Origin of the sequence: Calothrix sp. NIES-2098 (assembly GCF_963875125.1) — a bacterium.
Classification (GTDB): Bacteria; Cyanobacteriota; Cyanobacteriia; order Cyanobacteriales; family Nostocaceae; genus Aulosira.
The window spans coordinates 105,796-123,677 of record NZ_CAWNKJ010000002.1; the positions used below are offsets into that span (position 1 = coordinate 105,796).

Sequence of the window (17,882 nt, forward strand, 5' to 3'; positions counted from 1 at the left end):
TTAATTAACTGCATAGTCTGTAAACTGACGCTTGAATGGCGAATGAAAACCAATTACTATGTCTTGTTTAGGTATTCCCAAGTTAATCAGTTCTTCGGCAACTTCACCTTCTGTACCATTGTGTTGCAGCCAGACTTTTCCATCTTTAATATCAATATGTAAAAAACAACCATAAATGCGACGCTGATTTTTCCAACCCACATTCATCAGTTGATAATGGTCGCGTTCGGTATCAAATAGAATTTGCGTTTCTACATCTGGGTCAGGACTACCAATTTCTGCGTATGACAGTAGAACTTGTTTTACTATTTCTCGATACTGATTTATTCTATCCATTCCACAATTTCCTCTGTTTCTGGGTTATAAACTATTAATTTTAGTTGATGAATCCGGATAACATTTTGTACAAGCCGGATGGTAAAAAATGAACTGTAAGCATCAATTGGTATGGCTAAATACAGTATGCGCTCCGGTTCAATTTCAGATAGTGCTAGTCGGTAGTTAATAAATTGTCCCAGTGCTGTGTGAAATTCAGAAATTGCTGATGTTCGTACAAAACTTTTGATCTCTACTGCAATTTTTACCTCACCCCTTTGAGCAGCCAGAAGCTTTTCGGCACCCAAATCAATATACATATCCCCTAATTCAAAACTGACTGGTAATGGATCGTGGGTAATTTCCCATCCATCGGTAATCAGTCCACGCTTAACTGCATCGTGAAAAACATCTCTTGCTGGCATATTTTCAATCTTCTCAAATAGAACCTCCATATTTAGTGTCCCCTAAGGTAAAACCCATCGAAGTGGCGATTGCTTCCGTATACTCAAGCCTCAACCAGACTATGCCTGACCCCACTTCTGTGCTTCCAGCATAGGCTTTCTCAGAGCAGGCTTCAAGAGCGTAGATAGCGATCGCCATCCTCAGCATTCAAGAGCCTAAGTCAGGTGTTTGGTCATATTATGGTTAAAATTACACCGTAGTACAACACTACAAGACAAAATAAGTAGACATTATCTTTTATCCGATATTAAATACGATTAATACCTGTGACTGTAACCATAAGTTTGCCGGAGCGGCAGGTTTATGGTTTCAAACCCCCTGAGCAGGTAAGAATGGAAAATTAGTTCTGATTTATGGGTGGCAGGAAATCAGAGGGAGTATTGGCAGCCAAATCATCGACATCATCAAACCACATACACTGCCAGACAAGCTTGTTGCTTTGATGAGAGTGCACAGGAGTCATCAAAAGCTGTCGCCAAAAATCAACGCTTTGAGTTTGTTCATTGGCTAATTGGTTGAGTTTCTGGCTACCCAACCACAGATGACAGATTGAGCAAAACCCTGGACGAGAATACCTGGATAATGGTGGAAATTTTTCGTGGCAGTGAGGGCATTCCTCAATTAAGGGCTGATGGTCATGGTCAGGGCATTCCTCAATTGTGTTAACTAACCATAACAGTGGATTGTAGATGACTCGATTATTGACAAACCAATGGTCATAACATAAGGGACACCAAGCTTGATGCAAACGCAAAATGCTAAACTCGAAAAAAATGCTGGCCCATTTTAATGGCCATAAACAAGATAAATCTTGACGTAAGGTCAATTCTTTTAGAGCTTGAATCAGAGTGGTGGCAATGTCAATTCTTTTTTCGTTGCTTGAAGTTAAAAAATCTTGACCTCTAAATAAATGATTAATGATGTTAATAGAACAAACACTACTTCTTTTATGCCTCATCAATGGAATAACTTTTGATAAAACTAGTTCTCCAGTAGTTATGGTGTGACAATCGGCAAGGCGAGCAATATATCCACTCAAGCTTTCGACATAGAGCGTACCGACACCGATTGGTTCCAATGGGAATAATTTAGAGCGTTCTGGAATTGTTGGTTTTTCTAAAGCCCAAAACTCATCTTCGGTATAATAATCAACTGACATCAAGATTAATTCCTACGGTATCTCTTTTAGCCTGACGTTTTCCAACACGACCTTTCGTTTGAGATGGTTGCTTCACATCTTCATTGGTCAAACTAAGTCCTACTGTGGCAACATCGTTGCGCCATCGTTTCTCTCCAGCTTGTGCTTCCTGTTCTATTTGCTGCCGTCGTGCTTTTGAGTATTCATTTTGTTGAATATACTTTACGTTGAGGGTTGTTGCGTTCTCTACCAAAGCATTTCGTAAAGCTTTTGTTAACCAAGTTTTGAGAAGACCAACGCTACCAGATGAATAATCCAACAGATATTCATATTGTTCTACCAAGCAGGGTTCTTCAAGTAAAGGTAAATGCGCCTGAAATGTTCTGATAATCCGCATAAACTCAGCGATATCTTCTTTGTTATCTGTTGAGTAACGAGGTAAATGTATATCATCGCTGCGTCGGCTAACTTGACCACTGAGGTGACAGCAGTTAAGTAAATCGTAAGTACCAAATAAAATATGTACAACACCAGTAATATTGGCAAGAGATTTTATCCAATTCATCTGATGTAACATTTGCTTTCCCCCAGCAACCATCAGTAAATGTTGGGCTTCGTCTATCATCAATGCTGTTAATTTATGGTGTTGCATAGATTGTTCTAAAGCACGACGCACCGTATCGGAACTTTTAGAAGCAAAGTATGTAGTAGAAAGAAAACCTGAATTATTTTGATAATTTAATGAACTATTTGTAGCAATTGAATCAAAAGCAATTTTTTCTAAACATTCTAAAACGCGGAGATAGTAATCTTTATAATTAAATTTTCCTCCTTCATTAGCAATTGCCTCAATACCTGCAACTGGAATTTGATAAATATGATTTTTCATAGATGCTAATGCATCTTCCATCAATAGTTTTTCAGACCTTAGTCGCAAAGTCGTCTTACCTACTCCTGCTGGGCCAACAACAAAGAAAACACAAATATCTGTTGGTTGTTGAAGGTTAAGCAACAAAGTCTCTAAAGCTTGTTTTAATCGTAAGTGTCCAATTGTAATTCCTTGAAAATAGTTCAACCGTTCGGTTAATGATTGTGTCAAGAGTTCTTGTGGAAATGGACGGTTGTTTTTTACTGCCATAACTCCTCTTGAGAGTAAGGTTGGATTTTTCCCAAATCTATTGCTGAAGTATTTAATTGATGTGTTTGTGATACTTCTTCTGTACTAATAATTTCATTGCTATCAACTGGACGCTGAGTAAGAATAGAGGATGTTTGTTTCTTACCATTTTTATATATTAAGTGTCGCAAATCAGTTGCAGCTAAATCATGAAGTCTTTGTGTCTGTAAAACTTCTTGAGCTTCTGCTGATTCTAAATACTGTGCAAGTTCTTTAGCTCTAATTGCTATTTTTTGATTATACTGATTTTTTTGCTGTCGTAATTCAATACTTATCAGTCGAATTTCTTTTTCGGAATGACCTTGTAAGGATGAATAATATTCAGATATACAGCGTACCCAATTACCTTTAACATAAGCATAAGCAGTTCCTACATCAAATGGATCATATCTAACTGGTACTTGAGTGCCTTCAACTTCAGGATTAAGAAATGAATCATCAATTGACCAATAGTAGATATAATTAATTTTTATCCCGAGTCTTGGTATGACTTTTGCACTTCCCTTTGCAGTTGAGGGCAAAGTAAAAATTTTAAAGTTTTCATCATCTAAAATTTTTTGTCCATAGCGCATCCCACTCTGATTCACACCTCTTGCAAATGCAGCAAGAGGAGACATTCCCAGTGCTGGATGCTCTCTACTGTCATAAATTACATAAGCATATTCACAAAAATATTCATATAATTCTGGCAATGTCCAGACAGCTTGTACTTTTGGGTTATTTGTTTTATTTACCAAGCGTACCTGTTTAGTAATTTGAGTATTGCCTTTAAGGTTGTAAAAAAATTCTGTATTAGTTGTGCCGAAAAATCTTTCAATGACTGAACCAAATCTAGGACTAGCAGATGGTCTTTGCTTTTTTGTGCAACTAAAGGCAGCTAGAAGAGTTTCAAAGTAAATACTGCCAAACTCTACACCATTATCCATTACTAATGTTTCTGGAAAGCGTCCAAATCTCTGCACACAAATTCGCAATACCATCATGCAGGAACGATAGGATGGCGGGTCAAACGTTAAATAGATTGCGAAAATACGACGCGAGAAAGCATCAATGAGAATAGTTGCCCAAGGTCTGCCTAAAGGGCGCCCAGTGCGCGAACAAACTAACTCGATATCTAATTCTGTATGATCAATGTGGCAGATTTCAAATGGCCGACTCCCGTGACTAGGGGTGGAGAGCGTTAATTCGTGATAAAAAGGACTCTTTTGGTAAGCGGCTCTTGACCCTTGCCTATGGCGAGTTTGTCCTACTTTTTCTCGTTGATTAATGCGTTTACAGAAAGTGATCCGGCTGGGGCAAGGGTCTGTTTTCCCAGCTTTTTCCCATTCTCTAATGAGAATACCGTAAGTTGCTAGTTTTCCTCGCTGTTTGAAGTTCTCATAGTGCTGTTCAATAATTTGGTCAATAAACTCCCAAGTATCGGGTGAAAAGCGATCTACCCTGTTCCCTTTCTTGCCACGATTGGGTAGTAACCCAATATAGCCCCAGCCATAGTTATTCAGAGCCTGATGATATTTTGATTTCCAACTACGAATTGTCCGCTCAGGTACAGAACTATTAATTGACGGGCTGCCATGCAAATATGGTTCAATAACTTTATAGCGGTAATTAGCTACTGCTAAATCCTCAGAACTGGCGCATTTGATGTGTTCCCAAATTTCTGTTGTTTTTGCAGATAATGGTTGAATATGAATGATTTCTTTTTGTGCAATCAGTGCATCAAAGTTTGCATGAGTTAACCCAATCAGTTCATTTTCGCTTTGAAGCGCAATCTTTGTGTCTCCGATTTGAATTACACACCAACTTTTACCATCCCAAACCAGCGTTGAACCAACTGTCACATCAATTCGTTGCCCACTGGCGATACTAGCAGAAGCCTTTTGAGCAATGATGAGATCATAAGTCCTAGCCATTTCTTGGCTGCTGAAAAGATGAACTTTTTCTGGCTCATTCAAGGCTACTGCTTTGAGATCTATATATATTTGCTTTGTTGCAATCAAGGCATAGATATCATCTGCCCAATCGGTATTTGTTGATTCTAGTAGTTCTTTGAGGGTTACTCCAGGATTGGCATTAATACACTCAACAACTGTTTTTCTTACCTCTTTGTTAACTGTATTTTCTTGGTTGAAATAACCTTGAAGAAACTGATAGTTCCGGTAAGCAATCCAGTTGATTTCAAGATCTGTACGTATAGCTATAGCCAGCCAAGTTAGGACGTAGAGTATAATGATTAACTTCTGATCTACCCGATTTCAATGGCTAAACCTTACAGTAATGACTTCCGGCAAAAAGTAATGCAAGCGATTGAGTTGGATGGTCTCAAGAAAAGTGAGGCGAGCCAACTGTTTAATATCAGCCGCAATACAATTAACTTGTGGTTCCAGCGCAAAGCCGAAACAGGCGACATTAAGCCAAAGTCGAGGCAAGCATCCCAACAGAACAGCAAAATCAGCGATTGGGAGAAGTTTCGGGTATTTGTCAAAGCACATGGAGATAAAACTCAAGCAGAGATGGCACATTTATGGGAAGTTCCGATTAGTCAGCGAACGATTTCCCGGGCATTACAGAAGATTCGTAATAGTCGTAAAAAAAAACATACGGATATTGCCAACGCTCTGAAGCCAAACGAGCAGCTTTCTTAGAACAACTGGAGAACCCAAAAGCCCCTCACTTGGTCTATGTCGATGAATCTGGCATGGATGAACGAGATAATTATGGCTATGGTTACTCACCTGTGGGGGAACGGTTTTACGACTTCAAATCAGGTCGGCGGCAGGGACGCATTAATATGATTGCTGGATACCGAGATAGCCAATTGATTGCGCCATTTACTGTCGAGGGTGCGTGCAACCGCACTGTCTTTGAAACCTGGCTAGAAACCTGCTTGATTCCAATGTTACGTCCAGGTGAGTGGGTGATTTTGGATAATGCGACGTTTCATCATGGTGGTCGGATTGCACAATTAATCGAAGCTGTGGGCTGTCAACTGATATATCTGCCACCCTATTCCCCCGATCTAAATCGAATTGAAAAATGTTGGGCATGGTTGAAAAGTCGGATTCGCAAACTGTTACCCAACTCAGATAATTTACGCCATGCAATCGAAGCCGTTCTCAAGCAGGCAGCGTCCTAATTAAGATGGCTATAGCTATAAATAATAGTACAGTCCCATTGCTTGAACTTTCGTTTCTGCTGGTGGCGCGTGCCAACGACCTTCTTCGCTTTGCTGATAGCGTGTAGGTTGTTTCTGAGCTAGTGTTTTGAGCCGCTCACTAGCTTTCCATTCTTCAAATCCCGCACTATTACGCCTCATTACCCAAAAATCTGGAGTATGAGATGTCACCACACAACGTCCGCTCAGGGAATGAAATGATAAACTTAGACGAATTGGCTGGTCATAGTACTCTAATACATCTTCATCATTTTCGTACTCTACGAGCGCCGGCAGTTCTACTTTATGAGATTCAAACTGAATCGTTTTCCCCATTTTGCGACTTGGATAACTGCCGCAAACATTTTTCGCTCCGCCACCTACCTTCCTCACAGGTTCTGAATTCCGGATTTTTTGCACTAGCTCTTTTGTCGTCTCTGGTAAACAAAGGCGGCGACACCAGTCTTCAAACTCTCGGTCGCTGAGCATACGAAATACCGTAACTTTCGGCAGGTTTATGCTTGATTTTTATACTTTCGGCAAGCTTATCATTTCAAAACTCAACTTTTTCTATTTGGCTACTAAACGTAATAATCTACTTTTGGGCTATGTCTGCGGCAAGGTTATGGTTTCAAAAACGGCAAACTTTTGGTTACAGTGACAGGGTGTGTGACTGTAACCATAAGTTGTCCGCCGCGGTCAGTTTATGGTTGAAAATCTATGAGTTAAAGTAAAAGGTTACTTACCATAAAGCCTGACTGGCTTTATGGTCGAATACCCGTTTTGTACTTTGCTCCCGGTGTACACGCCTGCTATAGGCGATCGCAAAGTACAAAAAATCTCCTTCCTCTCATTGATGACGAGTGAGTTTAATGCTTGGGCGGTAAAAAATTAGAAGGCGTATTGTCAACCAAATCTTCGACATCATCGAACCACATGCACTGCCACACCAGCTTGTCATTGTGATTAGAGCTAAAATCTCCTATCAAAAGCTGCCGCCATGAGTCTTGTGTCACTATCTGTTCATTAAAGGCTTGATTGAGGCCAAAACTACCCAACCAGAGATGACAGCTTGAGCAATATCCTGGACGAGAACACCGAGTCAATGGTGGAAATTTTTGGTCGCAGTGAGGACACTGCTCGAGAAGAAGTTGATGTTCGTGGTGAGGACAAAACTTGATTGTGTTGACTAACCAGAGCAAAGGATTGTAGATAATCCGATGATCTGTGTGCCAATTGTCATAACATAAGGGGCACCAAGCTTGATATAAGCGCAGAAGACTAAATTCAAAAACCAAACTTGCCCATTTCAGGGGTGTCAAATTAGATAAATCTCGACGTAAAGTTAATTCCTCAAGAACCTGAATGAGGGCCGTGGCGTAAATACCTCTTGTTTCGTTTGCAGTTGCCAGAGAATGTCGAATTCCAAATAAATTATTAATGATGTTGATGAGGTTTGGCTCAGACATTTTTTGTCCCATGAGAGGGACAATGTGGGACAAAATTAACTGTTCGGTAGTCATGAAATGATATTCAGCAAGGCGAGCCACATACCCACTCAAGCTTTCTACGTAGAGGGTGCCAATACCAATAGGTTCTAATGGAAACAATCTACTGCGTAGTGGAATTGCTGGTTTTTCTAGGTTCCATAATTCATCATTAGTATAATAATCAACTAACATCTAGATTAATCCCCACTGGATCTCTTTTAGCTTGCCGCTTTCCGACACGACCCTTTTTTAAAGGTGATTGGCTTCTTTCTTCAGCTGCTAAAGTTTCTATCTGAGTTCCTACTTCGTTGCGCCATCGTTGCTCTCCGGCCTTGGCTTCAAGTTGAATTTGCTCACGTCGTGCTTTTGAGTACTCGTTAAGTTGAATATACTTCCAACTCAAGGTCAGGGCATTGTCTGCTAACGCAGCTCTTAAAGCTTTTGTTAACCAGGTTTTGAGGATACCAATGCAACCTAACGAGTAATCCAAAAAATATTCGTACTGTTCTACCAGCGATGCTTCTTCAATTAATTAAACTCAACGAGTCAGTTACCCGACCCGTTGGTCTTCAAAACCGTGCGTGAGGTAGGGTAGGTAGCCAGCGAGTTACCAAATATTGGCACTTTTCCAACCACCCCCCTCCAAACGAAGCATGACCGTTTCCGTATCACTTCGCTTTCTAGTAATTTTTACGTTTGAGAGCGTCACCGTCGTAGCGTCCGTATTGGATTTTCTCATGGCACTGACGGCAAACCACCAGGGTTTTACGTTTACGTGCTGACATTTTAAGCATCCATTCAGGGCGTTCCTTACAACCTTTTTGCTGAATATCTGCTAATTTGCGGACATGGTGGACTTCAATATTATCCGTTGCTCCACAAATTTCACATTTTTGGGCTAAAAGACGTTGAACGACTTCACTACGCCCGTTCCAGATATGATTAGCCAGGTTATCGTCTATGTTGACCCACTTATTCCATCGCAAACAGACACCACCAAAATGAGTTATCAAAGGCTTATTGTCATCGCGCTCCATTGTAATTTGTAATACTTTGTAAGTACCGTCTTTGGTATCAATGGTTGTGCGATACCGTTTGTAAATTTTCTGGCATGTAGTTTTGAACTTCTTTGCCAGAGTCTTTACTAAGGAAAGCTCCATGACTCGTTTAAGTAAGGAGAGAGTGTGAAGGTTGTAAGCCATGCGGTAATACTGGACTAATCCTCGATATTCCGCTTGATACTGGCTAACTATGCTGTAGGCATTGTCGTTGACTCTTTGCGTCAGGTGTATCGGCTTCCCAGAGCGCATATATTTAACACAATGGTCTTTAATTACGCTTTTTGGAACCAAAAGACCCACACTACCGTTGATACATCTTTGACCACGATGGTCATGCTTATCATCGGCGTGTAGTATGTGGATTTCATAACCCAGGAATTTAGCAGCTTCGTCCCTTGCATGGGTAACGAGCGTCTTTTGTTCACTGAGTTCCAGTTTTAAATTTTCACGTAGAAATGTGGCAATTTTCTGTTTGATTTCCACAGCTTCAGATTTTGAGCCTACAACTCCCAACAGAAAATCATCGGCATACCTTGTATACCAAAGGCGACGAAAGTTTGGGTCATTAGGGTCACGAGATGGAATAGACTGTGCCTGTTGGTTCAGTTTCCGTGCTTGTGATAATTCTCCCGCTTTTCGTGCTTTTGACGCAGCCTTAGTTAAATCTCTGTACGGTGGATAGACACTCCTTCGTTGACCTCGTGTGTATGCTGGTATTAGTTCGTGTTCAACGTATTTATCCAGCTTGTCTAACACCAGATTGGAAAGTATTGGGCTTACAACTGCACCCTGCGGAACCCCGCTATAGGTGGCATTATATTTCCAGTTTTCCAAATACCCTGCATCCAGCAACCCCTTGATTAGTCGAATAAAGCGATTGTCGTGGATTTTATCTTGTAGTATTTTTAACAGGATAGTATGGTTTATTCTGTCAAAACACGCACAGATATCTCCTTCGACAAACCACTTAGTAGCTCGACCTTTTTGGGTAATTTCTTTGAGTGCTGTATGACATCCGCGTTGAGGTCGAAAACCGTGAGAATGTTCGCTAAACTGAGGCTCATAGTAGGCTTCTAGTATGGAACGAATTACTTCTTGAAGTAATTTATCTGACCAAGAAGGCATACCGAGAGGTCTTAATTTACCGTTCTTCTTAGGGATATAAGTACGTCGCACTGGTGTCCATCTATATCGCTCATATCTCAGAGCCTCGATGATGGCATTGATTTTCTCCAGGGACATTCCATCCACTGTTTGCGACGTAGCGCCTGGTGTCATAGCACCTGCGTTGCTGTTTAGCTTGGCGTAGGCGCGTAGGTACAAGTTTGGGTTATATAGCAATCGATACACGTTTTCTACTGGCAACCCACGTTGTCCTCGCTCACGTATGATGTTCAGTATCGTTTCGGCTGTTCGCATCTCGCGTACCTCTCGATTTCTGTTACATCCAATTACCTGTTCCACTTCGCCCTGTAAACGGTTCTCCCGTTTTCCCTGGTGGGGCGTTACTCCCACGACTACTATTGAAAACTCCGTTACCATAGGACTCGCGTCCCTTAGGCAATCCCATGTTCCGTCACTGATGAACGTATAAAGAACGACTTAGGCTCCTACTCATATCCTTGAATGAGTTCATTACTCATCGTTTATCGGTCAGGGCGTACCATAAACAAACGTCGAATTTATGGCTACCGATAACATCGGTGTACAAACGTGATACCGAAGGATGTGCAGTTCCACCACTGGACATTAGGGTTCAGGCATTCAGCTTTAACCATATCGTTCAGGCGTTGCAAAACCGTAACATACACGTTTTCTGTTACTTTCCGCTTTACGAACATGCTCTTGTCCCCTCGCCCTTTCGGGTCTAGGTTAGTTGTTCGCCTTGGAGTCAGTTGCCCTGAACTCCAGCCAACTGTGTTGGCAATTCAATCAGTGCGTACCACGGCGCACACTTTCACCTCACACGGCTCCTCAACAATTTGGCTCAAGTTATGAGTACCTCTACTACCATCGTTGGCAGTTTTGCGATCGTGGCAGTGACGATGTAATGCTTGGAGGTTGCTGTACCTATCCAAACCGCCTAGAGACTTGGGAATGATATGGTCAACTTCGATTAAATCGTCTTCTCTAAAGTACAATCCGCAGTGAGCGCACTTACCTTTCTGTTCTTTTAGGAGTTTTGCAACTCTCGTAGGAACTAGGGGGTGTTCTCCTCTTCTAGAACTCCAGTATTTCAGGTTTCCATCAAATGGGGATGCATTGCCCTTAACTTTGATATATCTAACAATCGGTTTGCTGGAATACCTGATTAAGGTTTCTGCAACTTTGCCATCTTTGGTTACTGCGAATACCCAATTGTCGCCACCTACTGTATGCCAGTACTTTCTAGTTACCCATGCCGCTGATTTATTGGGGTGGCGGCGTTGCGCCCATCTAGAAAGCTTTTGATATACCAAGTGGTCAAGCGTAGAGAATGTTTCTTTGCTTACAACTGTCGAATAGTAATTTACCCATCCCCTAATGACGGGGTTAAGTTTTGCTATTAGTGCAGCTTGTGGGGCTGATTTGTGAGCATCGATAATTTCTACGATTGCGTCGTAGTGTTTCTTAATCGCTTTCTTACTGGGTTTGATGAGTGTTTTAAATCCTAGCTTTGTTCCATTGGATGAACTACTGGAGCTATTCGAGCCAACTTCGTATTGCCTGACATTGAACCCCAGGAAGTCAAACCCAGCATTATCTGAGAATTTTTCTTCTGGTTGTTTGTAGTTTCTTTGCCATTTATCAAAGGTATTATCCTTGATAGGGAGCAACATCTTCTCCGAGAAGTTCTTCTTTCGAGGATTTAAGAGAGTGTGACTAATGCTCGTTTTGCTAGGACTTAATTCCAATCCCATTCCTGCTAACCACGTTTTAGCTAACTTTTGCATCTCAGATATCTGAGATGCTTTTGGGGCTAAGATAACAAAATCATCTGCATATCTTATTAAGGATATGGATTGTTGATTTGCTTTCTTTTCTCCTTTGAGGCTGCGTGCATAATCTATTACTAATTGTTCCATCCCATGAAGGGCGATGTTAGCTAATAGGGGAGAAATAACGCCGCCTTGAGGTGTGCCTGAGTTAGTTTTAAAGAACTGTCCATCATCCATTACACCCGATTTCAACCATGCTTTGATAAGTCTCCGCATTGTTGGGAATGTATTGATTTTGTTAAGTAATTCTTCGTGGTTGATTTTATCAAAAGTGGGTAGCCAGCTAGCGAGGTTTCCACTGTTTTGGCTCCTTTTCTAACTAGCCCCCTCCGAACCGTGCTTACGAGATTTCCAGGTACACGGCTCTCCAGTATTCTGTGATCACGAGACTCGTTGAGACATTGGTTTACCAGCGTGTATTGCATCATGGCATTGAGGGCAAACCATGAGAGTTTTCCTTCTACGTGCGGACATAATTTGCATCCATTGCGGTTTTTCTTTTCTACCCTTGGTTTTGAGGTCTTTAAGGGCACGAATATGGTGAACCTCAATGTTACCTTTTGCACCGCAAATCTCGCATTCGTCAGCAAGCAGACGCTTGATTAGTTCATTTCTGAAAGCGGGCTTTCTACTTGTTGGTAGGTCTAAAATGTTTGCTTTTAGGTTACGTTTTAATTGTATGCCGCCAAAGCGAGCCACTAAGGATTTCTTACCTTCTACAGGGACGGTTATTTCCACACATTTTCTTCTTCCTTGTGGAAGCTTAACAGTCTTCTTATACTTGGCGCAGATTTTCGCTACGCTAGTTCTGTATTTACAGGCAAGGGTTTTCATCAGCGAACTCGACATAACCCATTGGAGTTTTCGCAGCCATGCAATATTTTGAGCCAGACTATAGAATTGTACGTACCCTCGAAATTCCGATTGGTAAATGTTGATAATAGTAAAATCATCATCATTTATTAATTCAGGGCGATGAATGGGTTTACCATTCCTCATGTATAAGGCACATTTTTCTTCTATAACTCTTGCTGGGATTCTAAGTGCAACAATTCCGTTGATTGAGCGTTTACCATTGGTATGCTTATCGTCAGAATATTGAACTAGAACTTTGTAACCTAAAAAGCTTGCTGCTTCATTCCTGGCATTAGTAATTAAGGTCTTTTCTGATGACAGTTCTAACTGAAGATTTGCAGCTAAAAAGGTCTTGATTTTCTCCTTAATTGCTTTAGCTTCCTGAAATGAGCCAATAAAACCAAGTAGGAAATCGTCTGCATAGCGGACGTAATTTAGCCTTCTGTACCCAGGGTCACGAACATTTTTCGAGGGCATTTTCTGGTATTTAATTTCCAGTTGACGTGCTTTCTCAAATTGTCCATTCTGCCTGTAGTACCAAGCCAGCTTTACGAGTTTTGAATACTCTGGATTTTCTGCCCGACATTTGCCGCGTGTATACTCTGGAATCAGTATTTGTTCGATAAATTTATCGAATTTGTCAAGATAGATATTGGCAAGTATGGGTGATAGAATCGAGCCTTGTGGGGTTCCGCTAAGGGTCGAATAATATTTCCATTGCTCGCAGTAACCTGCCTTGAGTAAATTTTCAATCAATCTTAAAAAGCGGTTATCTTGGATTTTCTCACGTAGGATTGACATTAAGATTTTATGATCTATATTGTCAAAACAACCGCGAATATCTCCTTCAATAAACCATTTAGTTCCTTGCCAAGTTCGGTCTATTAATGTTAGTGCCGTATGGCATCCGCGCTTGGGTCGAAAACCATGACTGCTGTTGGAAAATTGAGGTTCGTAGTACGCTTCTAGTATCAAACGTATTACTTCCTGAACCAATTTATCATTCCAAGTGGGAATACCCAGCGGTCGAGTTTTTCCATTTTTCTTGGGAATATTAATTCGCCTTACTGGTGTCCACCGAAAACGTTCATAGCGAATATCTTCTATGAGGTTTTCAATCTTTTTAAGGGACATCCCATCTACAGTCTCTGATGTAACTCCTTGTGTCATTGCCCCATTATTTTTATAGATGCGGCTGTACGCTAAGAAGTACAGATTCGGATTGAAAAGTTGTCTGTAAATACCATTCAGAGGTAAACCACGTTGTCCTCTGTCTCGGATTACACTTAAAACCGTTTCGGCGTTTCGCATCTCGCGTACCTCTCGATACAAGTGTAAAGATTACCTGTTCCCCTTTGCCACAGCAGTTATTACTGTGAATCCCAGTAATAAAGTGCCTCATGTGGACGGCTTTCCCGTCCCCGGACTACTATGGGAACTCTGTAACCATAGGGGTCGCCCCCTGTAGGTCATCCCGCGCTTGATTAACTCAGTACGTAACAGTGTGATTTAGGTGTCCCATTCATTCGTTAAGCCATCTCATCGCTGGCTGACTCCGTTTGAAGAAGTTGTGTGGTTCAAATGCTTAAAACTACACACAAACGGTTATTCCTGTTAGGCGTTGTAGGAATAGGCAATCGCGTATACCGTCAGAATTGGGCTTCAGGTAGTTTAACCTTCACCATGTCACACAAGTCTTGCCGGACTCTAGTTTTAACGCCTTCTCTCTATTTCCGGCTTTACCAACATGCTGTTGTCCCTTTTGTCTTTCGACTCCAGGTAAGTTGGTTGACTTAAAGACGTTCTTCTTAGTCTTTCCCAACTTAGTTGGGGATACCGCGTTAACTGTCACGGCGCACACACTTGGATATATCGGCATCTAGTACAAATTTTGGTTTGTACCGGATTTCGTTAAAGATTGCTTCGATGGCATCATGACATGACCTTCCGGCTCTGAACCCGTATGAGTTCGGTTCAAATCGCGCTTCCCATTCTGGCTCTAATGCCAACTTGACAAGTGCTTGCAAGGCGCGGTCTTTCATTGTAGGAATTCCTAAAGGTCGCTTCTCCTCCGTTCCAGGTTTGGGTATCCAAACGCGTCTGGTTGGGCTGACTTTTGAACCCAGTTTTAACTGATTTATCAGGGCAAGACGTTGCTTTGGGGTTAGTGCTTTAATACCATCCACACCAGCCGTCTTTTTTCCGCAGTTATCTTGGGTTACTCTACGAACCGCTAATGCTCTTGCAGACCAGGATTTCATCAACGTTTTCTGAAGTCGGCGAGTTGCTTTCACATCACCACGTTGAGAGGATTGATAGATTCTCTTTTGCAGCTTGTACACTTTACGTTCCAGCTTGCGCCAGTTGATATCGTGCCATTCCACCGTAGTCTTAATACTCGTTTTAGACATATTTACTGTTACTGGAAACTCTATCTTCCAAGCCACCGTGATTCTGTCTGCTTATCCTCACCATTACAGTGAAGCTTTTGCTTGTGAATCAATCTTTCCGTCTTGTTGTATCTGGTTAGCACCTACTCAGACATCGACCTGTCTGAGAACTAACAAGCGGTTACTTCGTTTCTGATAGTCATTTGGTCGAGTTTTTAGAGCGGTACTCTCCACCGGGGTTAGAGGAAGTGCTTGTTGGTCAACCAGGAACTTGCCAACTCCCCATTATCCTTATTACAGCCAAGCATTCGCTTCTTACTCAATCTCGCCCGTCAAGGCATCCGGTTAGTACTTACTCAGGTATTCGACCGCCTGAGAGCGTTTGACGGGTTACTTCGTTCCGAATAACAATGCTGATACCTTTAGAGTGACACTTTTCACCGGGTTTATCGGGGGTGCTTATTGGTCGGCAATATAACCGCCAATCCCATATCCTTTGCCTTTTGGCGTAGCGTTTCAGCCTGATTTCGCTACTTACACATAACGGTGATTCAAACGTGTCTTTCTTGCGTACTCATGGGTATCTTGCTCGACGATTACCGGGTTTTAGGCTCCCAGTACTACCGCCTTTTATTCCCGCTTTACGGATTGATGACTAGTCGCTACCGTAGGGAAAATGCTTTCACCTTAGCACTTGAGGGGTGGGTTATACTCCCACATTGTTATTCAGTTATCTAGGTTTGAACCTAGCGGTTAATCCCCTAGAATCCTTATGGGGTCTAGTTTCTAACCAACGAATCGCACATGGTATGTGTGTTTGAAATGTTTGGAGTACTCGAATAAACTCAGTTACATCTTCTTTGCTATCTGACAAATAACGAGGTAAATGAATGTCATCACTGCGCCGATTGACTTGACCACTGAGGCGGCAACAATTAAGCAAATCATAAGTGCCAAATAAAATATGTACAGTACCAGTAATATTGGCGATAGATTTTATCCAATTCATCTGATGTAACATCTGCTTTCCTCCAGCAAGCATCAACAGGTGTTGAGCTTCGTCTACCATGAGCGCTGTCAGCTGATGGTGCCGCATTGCTTGTTCTAAGGCACGACGCACAATATCAGAACTTGCAGTGAGGGCACTGCTCAATCAAGGACTGATGCTTATGGTGAGGGCATTCCTCGATTGTATTAACTAACCACAGCAGTGGATTGTAAATTACCCGATTATTGGTACGCCAGTTGCCATAGCATACTGGACACCAAGCTTGATGTAAGCGCAAAATACTAAACTTAAGTCTGCGAACCCACACACATAGCTATCTGTAACGACTTGTAAAATCTCCTTGACTTATTCATCAAGCAAATAAGAGAGTAAAAGACAAAGACAAATAAATATACTTATTTGCCAATTTTTAAGGTATTACAGGCTCAATCAACAAAATTTAAGCCGCAATCATCACAGTTTTGGGTTGGGTTTAGAGGAAGATAAGGTATCGAAACATCATGATTGACGACCTAGATCGGACTCTAGAAGAATTACTTAAGCGATCGCTACCACCAGATCTAGTTCGGCAGGTGAGCATCAGTTTTGCTACACCTGATCCTCAGTTTCCGCCTCCTTCAGTAACCCTACCAGCAATAGATCTATTTCTTTATGACATTCGAGAAAAACGCGAACTACGTAACAATGAATGGCTCGTAGAACGCCAGAGCAATGGTACGGTCGCCAAAAAGCCTCCTCTAGTGAGGGTAGATTGCTCCTACCTAATCACTGCTTGGCCTAGTGAAAGTTCTACTACTCCAATTCGAGATGAACACCGTCTACTAGGGGAAGTGATGAAAGTGCTGTTGCGCTATCCAATACTTCCATCTGAGATACTTCTGGGAAGTCTTGTAGAACAGGAAATACCACTGCCGACGATGACACTTCAGCCGATTCAACTGCAGAGTTTGGGAGAATTCTGGCAGGCGCTGGGAGGAAAGCCGAAAGTAGTTTTGAATTACACCATAACCATCAGTGTGACAGTCCACGAGGCAAGGTCGGCAGCACCGTTGGTGACAGAAACACAGGCTGGAACATAGGAGTCATAGCCAATGTCGCAGTGGGTTTTAATCGAGCCAGTTCGTCATCAGGTAGCAATCGCCGGACGGGTGATCAACGCTCAGACAAAGAAAGCTATAGGTGGTGCCAACGTGATGATTACCAAAGCACCAGAGGAGTTTACTAAATGGCTAAATCTCAAATCTTTACAGTATGGAAATCACTGGCAGGTCATGGTCGAACGCCCTGACCGAACCAGAAGCGCTGTTGATGGACACTTTCACTTTTTAGATCTTCCTAACGGCGAATATAGGTTGACTACATCATTACTAGGTGCTGGAAAACGCTACGATACCGCCCTGGTAGGTATCACAGTATCCCGCCAAAATGACAAGATTATCATGGCTACTGCTGATATCGCCCTACCGCCCACAACCATCAAAGGCAAAATATCTGACCAGAATGGCGATCCTGTAGTATTGGCTGAAGTGTGGGTGAACAGAAGTACAGAAAGTGCCTACAGTAATCAACAAGGACAATACTTATTGATGGAATTGGAGGCATCAGAGAAACAGGAGCGCACAGTTATGGTTTCGGCTCCAGGCTACGAAATAGCCTCTGTGGAAGTACTGCTCAGTCAGGCTGGCGTAGAGAAGACTTTGGATTTTGTCTTGAAAAGAAGAAATAGTGTGTCAACTGTTTCAGGGGCAAGCCAATGAAGTTTTCATTGCCATATCCAAAAAGTTTCCTTGTATAAGGGATGGCCTTGTGCCTTTCAACTAGGTGAGGCTAACTCACCGATCTCAGATACG

17 protein-coding genes and 1 pseudogene are annotated in these 17,882 nt (G+C 42.0%); 4 read left to right on the plus strand and 14 right to left on the minus strand.

What is annotated here, in order from left to right; translation table 11 throughout:
* The 6 genes and pseudogenes from AACU33_RS36850 to AACU33_RS37725 all read right to left on the minus strand — a co-directional run.
* Positions 1 to 336: a XisI protein gene (locus tag AACU33_RS36850; RefSeq protein WP_096595649.1), complete on the minus strand. Its 336-nt coding sequence runs from the start codon at positions 334 to 336 to the stop codon at positions 1 to 3.
* The gene (locus AACU33_RS36855) at positions 324 to 740 is read right to left on the minus strand and encodes an element excision factor XisH family protein (protein WP_096595651.1); all 417 of its coding nucleotides are present in this window, start codon (positions 738 to 740) and stop codon (positions 324 to 326) included. Before AACU33_RS36855 ends, AACU33_RS36850 begins: the two co-directional genes overlap by 13 nt.
* 380 nt (positions 741 to 1,120) lie before the next feature.
* Positions 1,121 to 1,939: a TniQ family protein gene (locus AACU33_RS36860; protein WP_096595653.1), complete on the minus strand. Its 819-nt coding sequence runs from the start codon at positions 1,937 to 1,939 to the stop codon at positions 1,121 to 1,123.
* Positions 1,929 to 3,056, minus strand: a complete 1,128-nt coding sequence (locus AACU33_RS36865) for an AAA family ATPase (protein ID WP_096595655.1) — start codon at positions 3,054 to 3,056, stop codon at positions 1,929 to 1,931. Before AACU33_RS36865 ends, AACU33_RS36860 begins: the two co-directional genes overlap by 11 nt.
* The gene (locus AACU33_RS36870) at positions 3,047 to 5,008 is read right to left on the minus strand and encodes a Mu transposase C-terminal domain-containing protein (RefSeq protein ID WP_339376569.1); all 1,962 of its coding nucleotides are present in this window, start codon (positions 5,006 to 5,008) and stop codon (positions 3,047 to 3,049) included. The genes AACU33_RS36865 and AACU33_RS36870 overlap by 10 nt, the downstream gene beginning before the upstream one ends.
* A 66-nt stretch (positions 5,009 to 5,074) precedes the next feature.
* A pseudogene (locus AACU33_RS37725) lies at positions 5,075 to 5,329 on the minus strand (TnsA endonuclease C-terminal domain-containing protein); the annotation flags it as partial.
* Between the two features lie 24 nt (positions 5,330 to 5,353).
* Between AACU33_RS37725 and AACU33_RS36875 the strand changes: the two are divergent.
* Positions 5,354 to 6,231, plus strand: a protein-coding gene (locus AACU33_RS36875; protein ID WP_339376570.1) for an IS630 family transposase whose coding sequence is annotated in 2 segments (ribosomal slippage) — positions 5,354 to 5,683 and positions 5,686 to 6,231 — 876 coding nt in all. Because the reading frame shifts where the segments join, the coding sequence is not laid out codon by codon here.
* Positions 6,232 to 6,246: 15 nt separating this feature from the next.
* Here the strand turns inward: AACU33_RS36875 and AACU33_RS36880 are convergent.
* The 7 genes from AACU33_RS36880 to AACU33_RS36910 all read right to left on the minus strand — a co-directional run bounded on the left by AACU33_RS36880 (position 6,247) and on the right by AACU33_RS36910 (position 15,044).
* Positions 6,247 to 6,738 (minus strand): TnsA endonuclease N-terminal domain-containing protein, encoded by a 492-nt coding sequence (locus AACU33_RS36880; protein ID WP_096595659.1) that lies wholly within the window; start codon positions 6,736 to 6,738, stop codon positions 6,247 to 6,249.
* A 380-nt stretch (positions 6,739 to 7,118) separates the two neighbouring features.
* Positions 7,119 to 7,931 (minus strand): TniQ family protein, encoded by an 813-nt coding sequence (locus AACU33_RS36885; RefSeq protein WP_096595661.1) that lies wholly within the window; start codon positions 7,929 to 7,931, stop codon positions 7,119 to 7,121.
* Positions 7,921 to 8,229, minus strand: coding sequence for a hypothetical protein (locus AACU33_RS36890; protein WP_096595663.1), 309 nt, complete (start codon positions 8,227 to 8,229; stop codon positions 7,921 to 7,923). Before AACU33_RS36890 ends, AACU33_RS36885 begins: the two co-directional genes overlap by 11 nt.
* 190 nt (positions 8,230 to 8,419) lie before the next feature.
* Positions 8,420 to 10,342, minus strand: coding sequence for a reverse transcriptase/maturase family protein (locus AACU33_RS36895; protein ID WP_339376571.1), 1,923 nt, complete (start codon positions 10,340 to 10,342; stop codon positions 8,420 to 8,422).
* A 386-nt stretch (positions 10,343 to 10,728) separates the two neighbouring features.
* The gene (locus tag AACU33_RS36900) at positions 10,729 to 12,039 is read right to left on the minus strand and encodes a group II intron reverse transcriptase (protein WP_339376598.1); all 1,311 of its coding nucleotides are present in this window, start codon (positions 12,037 to 12,039) and stop codon (positions 10,729 to 10,731) included.
* 120 nt (positions 12,040 to 12,159) lie between these two features.
* On the minus strand, positions 12,160 to 13,944 hold the full coding sequence (locus tag AACU33_RS36905; protein WP_096595665.1) for a reverse transcriptase domain-containing protein: 1,785 nt from the start codon (positions 13,942 to 13,944) through the stop codon (positions 12,160 to 12,162).
* A 530-nt stretch (positions 13,945 to 14,474) separates the two neighbouring features.
* Positions 14,475 to 15,044 carry a reverse transcriptase N-terminal domain-containing protein gene (locus AACU33_RS36910; protein WP_445291805.1) on the minus strand — a complete coding sequence of 190 codons (570 nt, stop codon included), beginning with the start codon at positions 15,042 to 15,044 and terminating at the stop codon, positions 14,475 to 14,477.
* Between the two features lie 234 nt (positions 15,045 to 15,278).
* On the opposite strand from AACU33_RS36910, the gene AACU33_RS36915 reads away from it, so the two are divergent.
* Positions 15,279 to 15,431, plus strand: a complete 153-nt coding sequence (locus AACU33_RS36915; protein ID WP_339376572.1) for a hypothetical protein — start codon at positions 15,279 to 15,281, stop codon at positions 15,429 to 15,431.
* Between the two features lie 322 nt (positions 15,432 to 15,753).
* On the opposite strand, the gene AACU33_RS36920 is transcribed toward AACU33_RS36915, so the two are convergent.
* Positions 15,754 to 16,176: an AAA family ATPase gene (locus AACU33_RS36920; RefSeq protein WP_339376573.1), complete on the minus strand. Its 423-nt coding sequence runs from the start codon at positions 16,174 to 16,176 to the stop codon at positions 15,754 to 15,756.
* A 356-nt stretch (positions 16,177 to 16,532) separates the two neighbouring features.
* Between AACU33_RS36920 and AACU33_RS36925 the strand changes: the two genes are divergently transcribed.
* On the plus strand, positions 16,533 to 17,111 hold the full coding sequence (locus AACU33_RS36925) for a DUF4255 domain-containing protein (protein WP_096595667.1): 579 nt from the start codon (positions 16,533 to 16,535) through the stop codon (positions 17,109 to 17,111).
* A gap of 12 nt (positions 17,112 to 17,123) precedes the next feature.
* A complete protein-coding gene (locus AACU33_RS36930) occupies positions 17,124 to 17,789 on the plus strand; it encodes a carboxypeptidase regulatory-like domain-containing protein (RefSeq protein ID WP_096595669.1) in 666 nt (221 codons plus the stop codon).
* Positions 17,790 to 17,882: the final 93 nt, after the last annotated feature.

Coding starts and splice junctions, on each gene's coding strand:
- AACU33_RS36850 (WP_096595649.1), bottom strand. CDS start 336: ATGGATAGAATAAATCAGTATCGAGAAATAGTAAAACAAGTTCTACTG.
- AACU33_RS36855 (WP_096595651.1), bottom strand. CDS start 740: ATGCCAGCAAGAGATGTTTTTCACGATGCAGTTAAGCGTGGACTGATT.
- AACU33_RS36860 (WP_096595653.1), bottom strand. CDS start 1,939: ATGTCAGTTGATTATTATACCGAAGATGAGTTTTGGGCTTTAGAAAAA.
- AACU33_RS36865 (WP_096595655.1), bottom strand. CDS start 3,056: ATGGCAGTAAAAAACAACCGTCCATTTCCACAAGAACTCTTGACACAA.
- AACU33_RS36870 (WP_339376569.1), bottom strand. CDS start 5,008: ATGGCTAGGACTTATGATCTCATCATTGCTCAAAAGGCTTCTGCTAGT.
- AACU33_RS36880 (WP_096595659.1), bottom strand. CDS start 6,738: ATGCTCAGCGACCGAGAGTTTGAAGACTGGTGTCGCCGCCTTTGTTTA.
- AACU33_RS36885 (WP_096595661.1), bottom strand. CDS start 7,931: ATGTTAGTTGATTATTATACTAATGATGAATTATGGAACCTAGAAAAA.
- AACU33_RS36895 (WP_339376571.1), bottom strand. CDS start 10,342: ATGGTAACGGAGTTTTCAATAGTAGTCGTGGGAGTAACGCCCCACCAG.
- AACU33_RS36905 (WP_096595665.1), bottom strand. CDS start 13,944: ATGCGAAACGCCGAAACGGTTTTAAGTGTAATCCGAGACAGAGGACAA.
- AACU33_RS36910 (WP_445291805.1), bottom strand. CDS start 15,044: ATGTCTAAAACGAGTATTAAGACTACGGTGGAATGGCACGATATCAAC.
- AACU33_RS36925 (WP_096595667.1), top strand. CDS start 16,533: ATGATTGACGACCTAGATCGGACTCTAGAAGAATTACTTAAGCGATCG.
- AACU33_RS36930 (WP_096595669.1), top strand. CDS start 17,124: ATGTCGCAGTGGGTTTTAATCGAGCCAGTTCGTCATCAGGTAGCAATC.